The organism is Frankia sp. AiPs1, assembly GCF_023716945.1.
In the GTDB taxonomy this organism is placed as follows: domain Bacteria; phylum Actinomycetota; class Actinomycetes; order Frankiales; family Frankiaceae; genus Frankia.
The window spans coordinates 1-12,259 of the sequence record NZ_JAMQQF010000150.1 but is presented as its reverse complement, the minus strand read 5'-3'; the positions used below and the strand labels follow the sequence as shown (position 1 = coordinate 12,259).

14 protein-coding genes and 1 pseudogene are annotated in these 12,259 nt (G+C 69.6%); 1 reads left to right on the top strand and 14 read right to left on the bottom strand.

Translation table 11 applies throughout. The features are described 5' to 3' along the window. From rpsC to rpsL, 12 genes are all read right to left on the bottom strand, one after another. Positions 1-791: 30S ribosomal protein S3 (rpsC, locus tag ND748_RS15280; protein WP_251746475.1), on the bottom strand; the 791-nt coding region annotated here is incomplete at its 3' end. Beyond that, the gene (rplV, locus tag ND748_RS15275; protein WP_251746474.1) at positions 791-1,216 is read right to left on the bottom strand and encodes a 50S ribosomal protein L22; all 426 of its coding nucleotides are present in this window, start codon (positions 1,214-1,216) and stop codon (positions 791-793) included. The genes rplV and rpsC, both read right to left, overlap by 1 nt. After that, positions 1,209-1,490, bottom strand: coding sequence for a 30S ribosomal protein S19 (gene rpsS / locus ND748_RS15270; RefSeq protein WP_009740524.1), 282 nt, complete (start codon positions 1,488-1,490; stop codon positions 1,209-1,211). The genes rplV and rpsS overlap by 8 nt, the downstream gene beginning before the upstream one ends. Positions 1,491-1,580: 90 nt before the next feature. Next, complete coding sequence (rplB, locus tag ND748_RS15265; RefSeq protein ID WP_251746473.1) at positions 1,581-2,414, bottom strand: 50S ribosomal protein L2; 834 nt, start codon at positions 2,412-2,414, stop codon at positions 1,581-1,583. Between the two features lie 61 nt (positions 2,415-2,475). Then, on the bottom strand, positions 2,476-2,772 hold the full coding sequence (rplW, locus tag ND748_RS15260; RefSeq protein ID WP_009740526.1) for a 50S ribosomal protein L23: 297 nt from the start codon (positions 2,770-2,772) through the stop codon (positions 2,476-2,478). Next, positions 2,769-3,479: a 50S ribosomal protein L4 gene (gene rplD, locus ND748_RS15255; RefSeq protein ID WP_251746472.1), complete on the bottom strand. Its 711-nt coding sequence runs from the start codon at positions 3,477-3,479 to the stop codon at positions 2,769-2,771. Before rplD ends, rplW begins: the two co-directional genes overlap by 4 nt. Further along, positions 3,476-4,180, bottom strand: coding sequence for a 50S ribosomal protein L3 (gene rplC, locus ND748_RS15250; protein ID WP_251746471.1), 705 nt, complete (start codon positions 4,178-4,180; stop codon positions 3,476-3,478). Before rplC ends, rplD begins: the two co-directional genes overlap by 4 nt. Before the next feature lie 17 nt (positions 4,181-4,197). Then, positions 4,198-4,506, bottom strand: coding sequence for a 30S ribosomal protein S10 (rpsJ, locus tag ND748_RS15245; protein ID WP_007514815.1), 309 nt, complete (start codon positions 4,504-4,506; stop codon positions 4,198-4,200). A 303-nt stretch (positions 4,507-4,809) separates the two neighbouring features. Continuing rightward, positions 4,810-6,003: an elongation factor Tu gene (tuf, locus tag ND748_RS15240; protein WP_251746470.1), complete on the bottom strand. Its 1,194-nt coding sequence runs from the start codon at positions 6,001-6,003 to the stop codon at positions 4,810-4,812. A 72-nt stretch (positions 6,004-6,075) separates the two neighbouring features. Continuing rightward, positions 6,076-8,172 (bottom strand): elongation factor G, encoded by a 2,097-nt coding sequence (fusA, locus tag ND748_RS15235; RefSeq protein ID WP_251746469.1) that lies wholly within the window; start codon positions 8,170-8,172, stop codon positions 6,076-6,078. Between the two features lie 6 nt (positions 8,173-8,178). Then, entirely contained in the window at positions 8,179-8,649 is a 471-nt protein-coding gene (gene rpsG, locus ND748_RS15230; protein WP_101832667.1) for a 30S ribosomal protein S7, read from the bottom strand. Next, positions 8,649-9,023 (bottom strand): 30S ribosomal protein S12, encoded by a 375-nt coding sequence (gene rpsL, locus ND748_RS15225; RefSeq protein ID WP_009740532.1) that lies wholly within the window; start codon positions 9,021-9,023, stop codon positions 8,649-8,651. Before rpsL ends, rpsG begins: the two co-directional genes overlap by 1 nt. Before the next feature lie 802 nt (positions 9,024-9,825). On the opposite strand from rpsL, the gene mug reads away from it, so the two are divergent. Then, positions 9,826-10,416, top strand: a complete 591-nt coding sequence (gene mug, locus ND748_RS15220; RefSeq protein WP_251746468.1) for a G/U mismatch-specific DNA glycosylase — start codon at positions 9,826-9,828, stop codon at positions 10,414-10,416. Positions 10,417-10,429: 13 nt separating this feature from the next. On the opposite strand, the gene ND748_RS15215 is transcribed toward mug, so the two are convergent. Both ND748_RS15215 and ND748_RS15210 read right to left on the bottom strand, forming a co-directional pair. Continuing rightward, on the bottom strand, positions 10,430-11,308 hold the full coding sequence (locus ND748_RS15215) for an RNA pseudouridine synthase (protein WP_251746467.1): 879 nt from the start codon (positions 11,306-11,308) through the stop codon (positions 10,430-10,432). 226 nt (positions 11,309-11,534) lie between these two features. Continuing rightward, positions 11,535-12,259, bottom strand: a pseudogene (locus ND748_RS15210) (hypothetical protein); the annotation flags it as partial.

The following is a 12,259-nucleotide window of genomic DNA, read 5'->3' as shown; positions in this document are numbered from 1 at the left end:
GCCGGCGCGTTCCCGCCGCGCCCCCGTCGCTCGCTGCGCGCCGCGGCACGACCGGCGTCAGTACCGCCCTGCGTGGTGCCGGACGAGCCGGAACGCGGCCCGCGGCGCGGACGGTCCCGACGGGTCTGACGCAGCAGCGCCTCCTGAGCCTCGCGCTCGGCCCGGCTCTGGACGATGTCGCCCTTGTAGATCCAGACCTTCACGCCGATGCGGCCGAAGTTCGTCCGGGCCTCGTAGAAGCCGTAGTCGATGTCCGCCCGCAGGGTGTGCAGCGGCACCCGACCCTCGCGGTAGAACTCCGACCGGCTCATCTCGGCGCCGCCGAGGCGACCCGAGCACTGGACCCGGATCCCCTTCGCGCCGCCCTTCATCGCCGTCTGCATCGCCTTGCGCATGGCGCGGCGGAAGCTGACCCGGCTGGAGAGCTGCTCGGCCACGCCCTGGGCGACGAGCTGCGCGTCGACCTCGGGGTTCTTGACCTCGAGAATGTTGAGCTGCACCTGCTTGCCGGTGAGCTTCTCCAGGTCGCCGCGGATGCGGTCGGCCTCGGCGCCGCGGCGACCGATCACGATGCCCGGGCGTGCGGTGTGGATGTCCACCCGCAGCCGACCCTGGGTCCGCTCGATGTCGACCCGGCTGATACCGGCCCGCTCCATGCCCCGTGACATCATCTTGCGGATCTTCACGTCCTCGCCGACGTACGCCTTGTACTGCTTGTCGGCGTACCAGCGGGACGTGAACTCCGACGTGATGCCAAGCCGGAACCCGTGCGGGTTGACCTTCTGCCCCACTACCGGGCCCTCCTTGTCGTCTTCGCGCCCCGGCCGGTCGTGGAGACCGGCTCCCGGCTCTCCACCACGACGGTGATGTGGCTGGTGCGCTTGCGGATCCGGTAGGCCCGGCCCTGGGCACGGGGCCGGATGCGCTTGAGCGTCGGCCCCTCGTCCACGTAGACCTCGCCCACCCACAGGGTGGCGGGGTCGAGGCTGTGGTTGTTCTCGGCGTTCGCCGCGGCGCTGGCAACGACCTTGTAGACGTCGTCGCTGGCCGCCTGCGGGGCGAACCGGAGGATGTCCAGCGCCTCGCTGACCGACCGGCCGCGCACCAGGTCGACGACCCGGCGGGCCTTCATCGGCGAGACCCGCACGTAGCGGGCCGACGCCTTGGCGCCCGGTAGGCCGGCGCGGGTCACGCCCTCAATGAGATCGTCAGCCACGGCGTGACCTCCGGTCCTCCTTGACGTGGCCGCGGAACGTCCGGGTCGGGGCGAACTCGCCGAGCTTGTGCCCGACCATGCCCTCGGTGATGAAGACCGGGACGTGCTTGCGGCCATCGTGCACGGCGATCGTGTGCCCCAGCATGTCGGGGATCACGGTGGAGCGCCGAGACCAGGTCTTGATGACGTGCTTGGTGCCCTTCGAGTTCTGCACGTCCACCTTCTTGAGCAGGTGGTCGTCGACGAACGGGCCCTTCTTCAGACTGCGTGGCATGGCTGTGTCTCCTCCTTCCTGCTCAGATCCGGTGGGTACGAGGGGCGGACGGCGGGCTCACGGGCACCGGGGTCCGGGTACGTGAGGTCACTACCGCCGCCTGTTCTGCTTGCGACGACGCACGATGAGCGCGTCGGACGACTTCTTGTGGGCCCGGGTCCGGCCCTCCGGACGACCCTTCGGGTTGACCGGGTGACGACCACCGGAGGTCTTGCCCTCACCACCACCATGCGGGTGGTCGACCGGGTTCATGGCGACACCACGCACGGTGGGCCGACGGCCCTTCCAGCGCATCCGGCCGGCCTTGCCCCAGTTGATGTTGCTCTGCTCGGCGTTGCCGACCTCACCGACCGTGGCGCGGCAGCGGACGTCCACGTTGCGGATCTCGCCCGAGGGCATCCGCAGCTGGGCGTACGGGCCGTCCTTCGCGACGAGCTGCACGCTGGCGCCGGCGCTACGGGCGATCTTCGCGCCGCCGCCGGGACGCAGCTCGATGGCGTGCACCACGGTGCCGGTCGGGATGTTGCGCAGCGGCAGGGCGTTACCCGGCTTGATGTCGGCGCCCACCCCCGAGCTGACCTGGTCGCCCTGCTTGAGCTTGACCGGCGCGATGATGTAGCGCTTCTCGCCGTCGGCGTAGTGCAGCAGCGCGATGCGGGCGGTGCGGTTCGGGTCGTACTCGATGTGCGCGACCTTCGCCGGCACGCCGTCCTTGTCCCGCCGGAAGTCGATGATCCGGTAGGCCCGCTTGTGCCCGCCGCCCTGGTGCCGGGTGGTGATCCGGCCGTGGACGTTACGCCCGCCCTTGGAATGCAGCGGACGGACCAGCGACTTCTCCGGGTGGTCACGGGTGATCTCGACGAAGTCGGCCACGCTCGCGCCACGACGCCCCGGCGTCGTCGGCTTGTACCTACGAATTCCCATGGCTTCCTACCGTCCCTGGCCCGTCGACCGGTGGGCCGCCGCCGCGGCGCGGCGCACGCGCTCAGGCACCGGGGCCTCCGAAGATCTCGATCGTGTCACCGGGAGCCAGGCTCACCAGGGCCCGCTTGGTCGCGGACCGGTGTCCCCAGCCATGCTTGGTCCGCTTGCGCTTGCCCTGCCGGTTGATGGTGTTCACCCGCAGCACGCGCACGCTGAAGATCTGCTGGACCGCGAGCTTGATCTGGGTCTTGTTCGCGTCCGGGTGCACGATGAAGGTGTAGACGTTCTCGTCGAGCAGGCCGTAGCTCTTCTCGGAGACGACCGGCCGCAGAATCACGTCACGCGGGTCGGGAATCACTTGTTCTCCTCCGCCCCGGCCGTCGCGGGCGACGCCGGGCGGCTGTCGCGAGCGAGGAACGCGGCCAGCGCCTCCTCGGTGAAGACGACGTCGTCGCTCACCAGCACGTCGTAGGTGTTGAGCTGGCCCGGGTCGAGCAGGTGCACCGCCGCGACGTTACGCAGGCTCTTCCAGGTCAGTTCGTCGGTACGGCTCGCGACCACCAGCACCCGGCGGGTGTCCGCCACCGTGCGCAGCGCCGTCACCGCGGCCTTCGTCGACGGTGCCTCGCCGGAGACCAGCGAGGACACGACGTGGACCCGGTTGTTGCGCGCCCGGTCGGACAGCGCGCCGCGCAGCGCGGCGGCCTTCATCTTCTTCGGGGTGCGCTGGTCGTAGCTGCGCGGTGTCGGGCCGTGCACGACGCCACCGCCGGTGAACTGCGGAGCGCGCAGTGAGCCCTGCCGGGCGCGGCCGGTGCCCTTCTGCCGGTACGGCTTGCGACCACCGCCGCGGACCTCGCCGCGAGTCTTGGTGGCGTGGGTCCCCTGGCGGGCCGCCGCGAGCTGCGCGACCACGACCTGGTGGATCAGCGGGACGTTCAGCGGCACATCGAACACACCACCGGGCAGCTCAGCGCTGCCACCGTCACCGCCGTTCGGGACGTGCACCGAGACGGTGCGCGTGGTGGAGGCATCCGGATCGGATGCGGTCGCCACCGGGCTCATGCCGAGACCTCCTCACCGGCGCCGACCGTCGCGGCCGGGGCGATCGCCTCGGGCGCCGGGCGCTTGGCCGCGCTGCGCACGAAGACGAGGCCGCCGTCCGGGCCCGGAATCGCGCCCTTCACCAGCAGAAAGCCACGCTCGGTGTCGACGGCGTGGATGGTCAGGCCCGGCGTGGTGGTGCGCGTGTGGCCCATCCGGCCCGCCATGCGCAGGCCCTTGAAGACGCGGCCGGGGGTGGCGCAGCCGCCGACCGAACCCGGCGAACGGTGCTTGCGCTCGACGCCGTGCCCGGCACCCAGGCCCTTGAAGCCGTGGCGCTTCATGACACCGGCGAAGCCCTTGCCCTTGGAGGTGCCGGTCACGTCGACGACCGTCCCCGGGACGAACACCTCGCCGGTCAGCTCCTGGCCGGGCCGGTAGTTCGCGGCGTCGGCGGTGCGCAGCTCGGCGAGGTGGCGCCGCGGCGTCACCCCGCTCGTGGCGAAGTGTCCGCGGGCCGGCTTGTTGGTCTTACGCGGGTCGATCTCGCCGTAACCGAGCTGGACGGCCGAGTATCCGTCCGAGTCAGGCGTCTTGACCTGCGTGACGACGTTGGGTCCGGCCTTGATGACGGTGACCGGCACGACGCGGTTGTTCGCGTCCCATACCTGGGTCATCCCGAGCTTGGTGCCCAGGAGCCCTCTGTAGTTGCGGATGAGCATGACTGCGCCGGCCCCTCTTACAGCTTGATCTCGATGTCGACACCGGCGGGGAGGTCGAGCCGCATCAGCGAGTCGACCGTCTTCGGCGTCGGGTCAAGGATGTCGATCAGCCGCTTGTGCGTCCGCATCTCGAAGTGCTCGCGGCTGTCCTTGTACTTGTGCGGCGACCGGATGACGCAGTAGATGTTCTTCTCCGTCGGCAGCGGCACCGGTCCCGCGACCTGCGCACCCGTCCGGGTCACCGTCTCGACGATTTTCCGCGCCGAGCTGTCGATGACCTCGTGGTCATAGGCCTTGAGCCGAATGCGGATCTTCTGTGCCGCCATGGTGGGCTTCGCCTGTCCTGTCTGTCTCGTCCGGCCGGTACCGCTACCGGGTCACCGCCCGTAGATCCGCGCCGCCGCCGGTGGCGCGAGGCCCGTGCCCCGCCGCCGGCGGAGGGAATCTGCCGGTTACCGCTGTCTCGTGCCGGCCCCGCGTCGGTCGATCGACACTCGGGCCGGATTGCCTGTCACGTCGGCAGCCGGGTTGCGCCGGCAGCCGGGCCGCCCGGGCGGTGCGGGATCGCGCCGCCCAGGCAGCAATGTGGGCGGTGGGCCCGGGGGATCCGGACCCACCGCCCACCGCTACTACTTGAGAACCTTCGTGACCTGGCCCGCGCCGACGGTCCGGCCACCCTCGCGGATGGCGAAGCGCAGACCCTCCTCCATGGCGATCGGCTGGATGAGCTCGACCGTCATCTCGGTGTTGTCGCCCGGCATGACCATCTCGGTGCCCTCGGGGAGGGTCACGACGCCGGTCACGTCGGTGGTGCGGAAGTAGAACTGCGGCCGGTAGTTCTTGAAGAACGGCGTGTGGCGGCCGCCCTCGTCCTTGTTCAGGATGTAGACGCGTGCCTCGAACACCGTGTGCGGGGTGATCGTCTTCGGCTTCACGATGACCTGGCCGCGCTCGACGTCCTCGCGCTTGATGCCGCGCAGGAGCAGGCCGACGTTGTCGCCAGCACGCCCCTCGTCGAGCAGCTTGCGGAACATCTCGACACCGGTGACGGTCGTCGTGCTGGTCTCCGGCTTGATGCCGACGATCTCCACGGTCTCGTTCACCTTGACGATTCCACGCTCGACGCGGCCGGTGACGACCGTGCCACGACCGGTGATCGTGAAGACGTCCTCGATCGGCATGAGGAACGGCCGGTCGATGTCACGCTGCGGCTCGGGAATCGAGTCGTCGACCGCGGCCATGAGCTCGAGGAGCTTGGCGCCCCACTCCTTGTCGCCCTCCAGCGCCTTGAGCGCGGAGACGCGGATGACCGGGACGTCGTCACCCGGGAACTCGTACGAGCTGAGCAGCTCGCGAACCTCGAGCTCGACGAGCTCCAGGATCTCCTCGTCGTCGACCATGTCGGCCTTGTTCAGCGCGACCACGATGTAGGGCACGCCGACCTGACGCGCGAGGAGCACGTGCTCCTTCGTCTGCGGCATCGGACCGTCGGTCGCGGACACCACCAGGATCGCCCCGTCCATCTGGGCGGCACCGGTGATCATGTTCTTGATGTAGTCCGCGTGCCCGGGGCAGTCGACGTGGGCGTAGTGCCGCTTGTCGGTCTGGTACTCGACGTGCGCGATCGAGATCGTGATTCCGCGGGCCTTCTCCTCCGGCGCCTTGTCGATCTGGTCGAACGGCGTGAAGGGGTTGAGCTCCGGATGCGCGTCGTGCAGCACCTTGGTGATCGCCGCGGTCAGCGTGGTCTTGCCATGGTCGATGTGACCGATGGTGCCAATGTTGACGTGCGGCTTCGTCCGCTCGAACTTCTGCTTCGCCACGGGGTCCCTCCAAGGACGGGTGGTGTCGTGCTGTGTAGTCAGGTTGGGGAGGTGCTCACGCCACGAGGGCGGTCACTCCCCCCGCGCCTTGGCGATGATCTCCTTGGCGACGTTCCCGGGAACCTCGGCGTAGGAGTCGAACTGCATCGAGTAGCTGGCCCGGCCGGACGTCTTCGACCGCAGGTCGCCGACGTAGCCGAACATCTCCGACAGTGGCACCTGCGCCCGCACGATCCGCGATCCGCCGCGCTCTTCCATCGCCTGGATCTGTCCGCGCCGGGAGTTCAGGTCGCCGATGACGTCGCCCATGTGGTCCTCGGGCGTGGTGACCTCGACGGCCATCAGCGGCTCGAGCAGCACCGGGTCGGCCTTGCGCGCCGCATCCTTGAACGCCATCGAACCGGCGATCTTGAAGGCGAGCTCGGACGAGTCGACGTCGTGGTACTGACCGTCCAGAAGGGTGACCTTGACGTCGACCAGCGGGTAGCCGGCGAGCACGCCGAACTCCATGGCCTCCTGGCAGCCGGCGTCGACCGACGGGATGTACTCCCGGGGGATGCGGCCGCCGGTGACCTTGTTCTGGAACTCGTAACCGCCACCGTCGCCACCGGAGGGCTCCAGGTTGATGATCACCCGAGCGTACTGACCGGACCCACCCGTCTGCTTCTTGTGGGTGTAGTCGATCTTCTCCACCTTGCGGCGGATGGTCTCCCGGTAGGCCACCTGCGGCTTGCCGACGTTCGCCTCGACGCCATATTCGCGGCGCATGCGGTCGACCAGCACGTCGAGGTGCAGCTCCCCCATGCCAGCGATGATCGTCTGGCCGGTTTCCTCGTCGGTGCGGACCTGGAAGGTCGGGTCCTCCTCGGCGAGCCGCTGGATGGCGGTGCCCAGCTTCTGCTGGTCGGCCTTCGTCTTCGGCTCGATCGCGACGTGGATGACCGGCGCCGGGAACGTCATCGACTCCAGGATGACCGGCGCGTTCGGGTCGCAGAGCGTGTCACCGGTGGTGGTGTTCTTCAGCCCCACGACGGCGACGATCTGCCCCGCACCGACGGCCTCGCGGTCTTCCCGGTGGTTGGCGTGCATCTGCAGGATGCGCCCGATGCGCTCCTTGCGGTCCTTCGTCGAGTTCAGCACCGGCGAACCGCCGGTCAACCTGCCGGAGTACACCCGAATGTAGGTCAGCTTGCCGACGTACGGGTCACTCATGATCTTGAAGGCAAGCGCCGAGAACGGCTCGTCCTCGCTGGGCTCGCGCCGGACCTCGGCGTCCTCGTCGCTGACCGAGTGACCGATGGTGGCGCCGATGTCCAGCGGGTTCGGCAGGAAGTCGACGACCGCGTCGAGCATGGGCTGGACGCCCTTGTTCTTGAACGCGGAGCCGCACAGCACCGGGTTGATCTTGCTGGCGAGGGTGCCGCGCCGCAGACCGGCCATGAGCTGCTCCTCGGAGGGTTCCTCACCCTCGAGGTAGAGCTCCATGAGCTCGTCGTCGTTCTCCGCGGCCGTCTCCAGAAGCTTGTCGCGCCATTCCTGCGCGGCCTCGGCGTGGTCCCGCGGAATGTCGACGACGTCGTAGGAGGCGCCCTTGTCCTCGGACTGCCAGAGCAGGCCCTTCATCCGGATCAGGTCGATCACGCCGCGGAAGTCGGACTCCACGCCCCAGGGGAGCTGGACCACGGCCGGCGTCGCGTCGAGCCGCTCGACCATCATGTCGACGCAGCGGTGGAACTCGGCGCCGACCCGGTCCATCTTGTTGACGAAGGCGATCCGCGGCACGTTGTACCGGTCGGCCTGCTTCCAGACCGTCTCGCTCTGGGGTTCGACGCCGGCGACGGCGTCGAACACCGCCACGGCGCCGTCGAGGACGCGCAGCGACCGCTCGACCTCGACCGTGAAGTCGACGTGGCCGGGCGTGTCGATGATGTTGATGGTGTGGTCGCGCCAGATACAGGTGGTGGCCGCGGAGGTGATGGTGATCCCCCGCTCCTGCTCCTGCTCCATCCAGTCCATCGTCGCGCCGCCCTCGTGAACCTCACCGATCTTGTAGTTCACACCGGTGTAGAAGAGGATGCGCTCGGTCGTGGTGGTCTTGCCCGCGTCGATGTGGGCCATGATCCCGATATTGCGGGTACTGGCCAGCGAGGAACGTACGTCAGATGGCATGTCGAGCTACCAGCGGTAGTGGGCGAAGGCCTTGTTGGACTCCGCCATCTTGTGGGTGTCCTCCCGGCGCTTCACGCTGGCGCCGAGGCCGTTGCTCGCATCGATGAGCTCGTTCATCAGCCGCTCGGTCATCGTCTTCTCGCGACGAGCCCGGGAGTAGCCGACGAGCCAGCGCAGAGCGAGAGTCGTGCTGCGGCCGGCGCGAACCTCGACCGGCACCTGGTAGGTGGCGCCACCGACCCGGCGGCTGCGCACCTCCAGGGTGGGCTTGACGTTGTCCAGCGCCCGCTTGAGCGTGACGACCGGGTCGTTACCGGTCTTGTTCTTCGCGCCTTCCAGCGCGCCGTACACGATGCGCTCCGCGACGGACTTCTTGCCGCTCATCAGCACCTTGTTCACCAGCGCGGTCACCAGCGGCGACCCATACACCGGGTCGACGACGACGGCGTGCTTGGGCGCGGGCCCCTTGCGCGGCATCAGCCCTTCTCCTTCTTCGCGCCGTAGCGGCTACGAGCCTGCTTGCGGTTACGGACGCCCTGCGTGTCGAGAGCGCCTCGGACGATCTTGTAGCGAACGCCCGGGAGGTCCTTCACTCGACCGCCACGAACCAGGACGATCGAGTGCTCCTGCAGGTTGTGGCCGACGCCGGGAATGTAGGCGGTGACCTCGATCCCGCTGTTCAGCCGGACACGCGCGACCTTGCGCAGCGCCGAGTTCGGCTTCTTGGGGGTGGTCGTGTAGACGCGGGTGCACACGCCACGACGCTGAGGGCTCCCCTTGAGTGCCGGGGTCTTGGTCTTCTCGACCTTGTCCTGCCGGCCCTTGCGGACCAGCTGCTGGATCGTGGGCAACGCCGCTCCCGTTCCTGTGACGCCTCGTCGTACTGCCTTGGGCAACCAGACCGGTACGCCGGCCTACCTGCTTTTCTTGCGAACCGCACCAGGACCACCGCGGTGGCCTCGACCGGCTTCTCCGACCCACGCGGTCGGGTGTGTCGCGCCGTTTCGCCCGAAGAGGATCACAAAATTGACTGATCCAACTGCGGTGGACAGCGCGCCATCCCGCCCGGCCGCTTCGCGGAACCGAGCCCGACAGTCGCCGACGGACACCCAGGCGGTGACTTTACGTCAACCTGCCAGGCACCACGGCGCCACATCGAAGTGCAAGACGCACGCCGGAGTCACGTGGACTCCGGCCACAGGAATCAACAGTACTCCACGGCCGCGTCACGTGTCGAACGGGGTGACGGCCGACGTCCGACGCAGACACCGCAGCACCACAAGCCCGTGACCTCGGACGGCGGCCGTGGCCATCGCGCACGACGCACCCACACCGCCGGCCCCGAAACGCGCAATCGCCCAGAGCTCGGCACAGACCGGGAATCCCACCGGCTCGCGTCGAACGGGCCCACCGGAGCCGACAATCCACTACCCGCAAGGCGGGGCGGCCGGACTCCGGCATCAGCACCGAAGGCAGCGAGCCGGGCACCGAGACCCGGGGACCATCACGTCCCGGGGACCCCTCGTCCCTGGTCCATCCGTGGTTCTGGTCCATCCGTGGCTCTGACACCACCGTGGCCGGACACCACCGTGGCCCTGGTCCTGGCACGCTGTACGAGACAGCACGATACCGGCACCGGAGGTCCACGAGGACATGTTTGACGCAGTTGGCCCGCAGCCGCCGGCCGCTCCACCCGCCCGGCCGTCCCGGGCCGAGCTGCTCGCCGCCTATGACACCGCGGTCCCCGACCTCCTCGCCCCGCGGACCACCGTGCTGCTGTGCGGGATCAACCCGTCTCTGGAGTCCGGAGCGACCGGCTTTCACTTCGGCACGCCCAGCAACCGGCTGTGGCCCGTCCTGCACCTCGCCGGGTTCACGCCACGCCGGCTGCACCCCAGCGAGACCGCGGAGCTGACCAGCCGCGGCATCAGCGTCACCAACCTGGTCAACCGGTCCACCGCCCGCGCCGACGAGATCAGCGACGACGAGGTGCGGGCCGGCGTCGCCCGCCTCACCGAGCTCGTCGAGCGCATCGAGCCGGCCTGGGTGGCCTTCCTCGGCCTGGCCGCCTACCGCGTCGGCTTCGGCCGTCGTCGCGCGCAGGTTGGTCGGCAGCCGGAGACCCTGGGCCAGGCGGCCGTCTGGCTGCTCCCCAACCCCAGCGGTCTGAACGCCCACTACCAGCTCCCCGACCTGGTCCGGGTATACGGCGAGCTGCACGAGGCGGCCTACGCCGATCGGTGATCGCCCGGCCCCGTCACGGGTGTCGAGCGTCGTCGAGCAGGTCCGCGGGCGGCCGGTCGCCGACGGGGGCGAGGAAGTCGGCGTCGGGGGGCGCCTCGACCTCGACGCGCGCGCCGCCGGCCCAGGCGGCGTCGAAGGCGAGCCGCCAGGAGTGCAGGAAGGTGCGCGTCGCAGGCGCCTTGTCGAACAGAGGGTCGCCGGCGATCGGATGGCCGATCCAGGCCAGGTGCACGCGGATCTGGTGACGCCGGCCGGTCTGTGGCGTCGCGGCGAGCAGGGTGTGCCCGCCGCCCTCCCAGAGCCGGACGAACGTCGTGACCGAGGGATAGGTCCGCACGTGGCCGAAGACCGCCTCGGGCGGGACGGACCAGTGCCCCTCGTCCGTCACCCCGCCCGCCCCGACCAGGTCGCCCGCCCCCACCAGATCGCCGGACGCGGCCAGGTCGCCGGACGCGGCCAGGTCGCCGGACGCGAGCAGGTCGCCGGACGCGAGCAGGTCGCCGGGCGCGAGCAGGGTGATGTCGGCACGGTTCGCGGCCACCCGGACCCGGCTCTTGCGGCCGACGCTGAGCGGCAGGTCGATGGTCCCCGCCGCGGGCAGGCCGCGGGTGCGGGTCAGTGCGAGGTAACGCTTGCCGATCGTGCGCCGTTGGAACTGTCTGGTCAGGTCGCCGTGGAAGCGTAGTTCCCGGGCGAACAGCACGATGCCCGAGGTGACCTTGTCGATCCGATGCACCGGGAACAGCTCCTCGCCCGCTTCGGCGGCGAGCCGCACGAGGTCGGTGTCGTGGCGCTCCCCCATCACCGAGATCCCGACGGGCTTGTCGAGCGCCAGGACCGCGTCGTCCTCGTAGATCGTGTGCGCGCGCCGGATTCCGCCCCAGTCCGTCACGAGACCCCCGCTCGTCAACCACTCACCGTCATCCCGGCCCATCCCGGTTCCGACTTCCTTGCCCTTCGGGGGGGCTCCGCGTCCGATTCGTCCCCCCAGAACGGCAAGAAACGCCGCGGGCCGCCGCGGGCCGCGGGAGGGGAGAACGCCGCCGGCCCGGTGTCCCCAGGCAGGGGACACCGGGCCGGCGGGATCAGGTCAGCGGCTCCGGGTCAGCGGCTCCGGGTCAGCGGAAGTCGCCCGAGCTGCGGTAGTCGAACTCGTCCAGCGGAACGGCCTGGCCGGAGCCGGTGCCGAACGCGCCGTACTCCACGCTGCCGCCGTCCTCGTACGCGCCGACGGAGTACATCGCGGCGCGCGCCTCCTCGGTCGGCTCGACCCGGATGTTGCGGTACCGGGAGATGCCGGTGCCGGCCGGGATGAGCTTACCGATGATGACGTTCTCCTTGAGGCCGACGAGCGAGTCCGACCGGGCGTTGATCGCCGCGTCGGTGAGCACTCGGGTCGTCTCCTGGAAGGAGGCCGCCGACAGCCACGACTCGGTGGCCAGCGACGCCTTGGTGATCCCCATCAGCACCGGGCGGGCCGAGGCCGGCTGGCCGCCGGACTCCACCACCCGACGGTTCTCACCCTCGAACCGCGCCCGCTCGCACAGCTCGCCGGGCAGCAGGTTGGTCTCACCGGACTCCAGCACGTTCACCCGCTTGAGCATCTGGCGGATGATGATCTCAATGTGCTTGTCGTGGATCGACACACCCTGCGACCGGTACACCTCCTGGACCTGGTCGACCAGGTGAAGCTGGACCTGGCGCGGGCCGAGGATGCGCAGCACCTCGTGCGGGGGGGCGGGGGGGGGGCCCCCCCCCCCCCCCCCCACGGAGAGCAGGTAGGGGATCTGGTAGTCCTGCTGGCCGAGATCGAGCCGCACCGTCAGGTCGTCGAGCACCGTCG

Bases quoted from the DNA above. Each gene is read 5' to 3' on its own strand.
- rpsG (WP_101832667.1), bottom strand. From the start codon at position 8,649: ATGCCGCGCAAGGGGCCCGCGCCCAAGCACGCCGTCGTCGTCGACCCG.
- mug (WP_251746468.1), top strand. From the start codon at position 9,826: ATGTTTGACGCAGTTGGCCCGCAGCCGCCGGCCGCTCCACCCGCCCGG.
- rpsJ (WP_007514815.1), bottom strand. From the start codon at position 4,506: ATGGCGGCACAGAAGATCCGCATTCGGCTCAAGGCCTATGACCACGAG.
- fusA (WP_251746469.1), bottom strand. From the start codon at position 8,172: ATGCCATCTGACGTACGTTCCTCGCTGGCCAGTACCCGCAATATCGGG.
- rpsS (WP_009740524.1), bottom strand. From the start codon at position 1,490: ATGCCACGCAGTCTGAAGAAGGGCCCGTTCGTCGACGACCACCTGCTC.
- rplC (WP_251746471.1), bottom strand. From the start codon at position 4,180: ATGCTCATCCGCAACTACAGAGGGCTCCTGGGCACCAAGCTCGGGATG.
- rplB (WP_251746473.1), bottom strand. From the start codon at position 2,414: ATGGGAATTCGTAGGTACAAGCCGACGACGCCGGGGCGTCGTGGCGCG.
- rplD (WP_251746472.1), bottom strand. From the start codon at position 3,479: ATGAGCCCGGTGGCGACCGCATCCGATCCGGATGCCTCCACCACGCGC.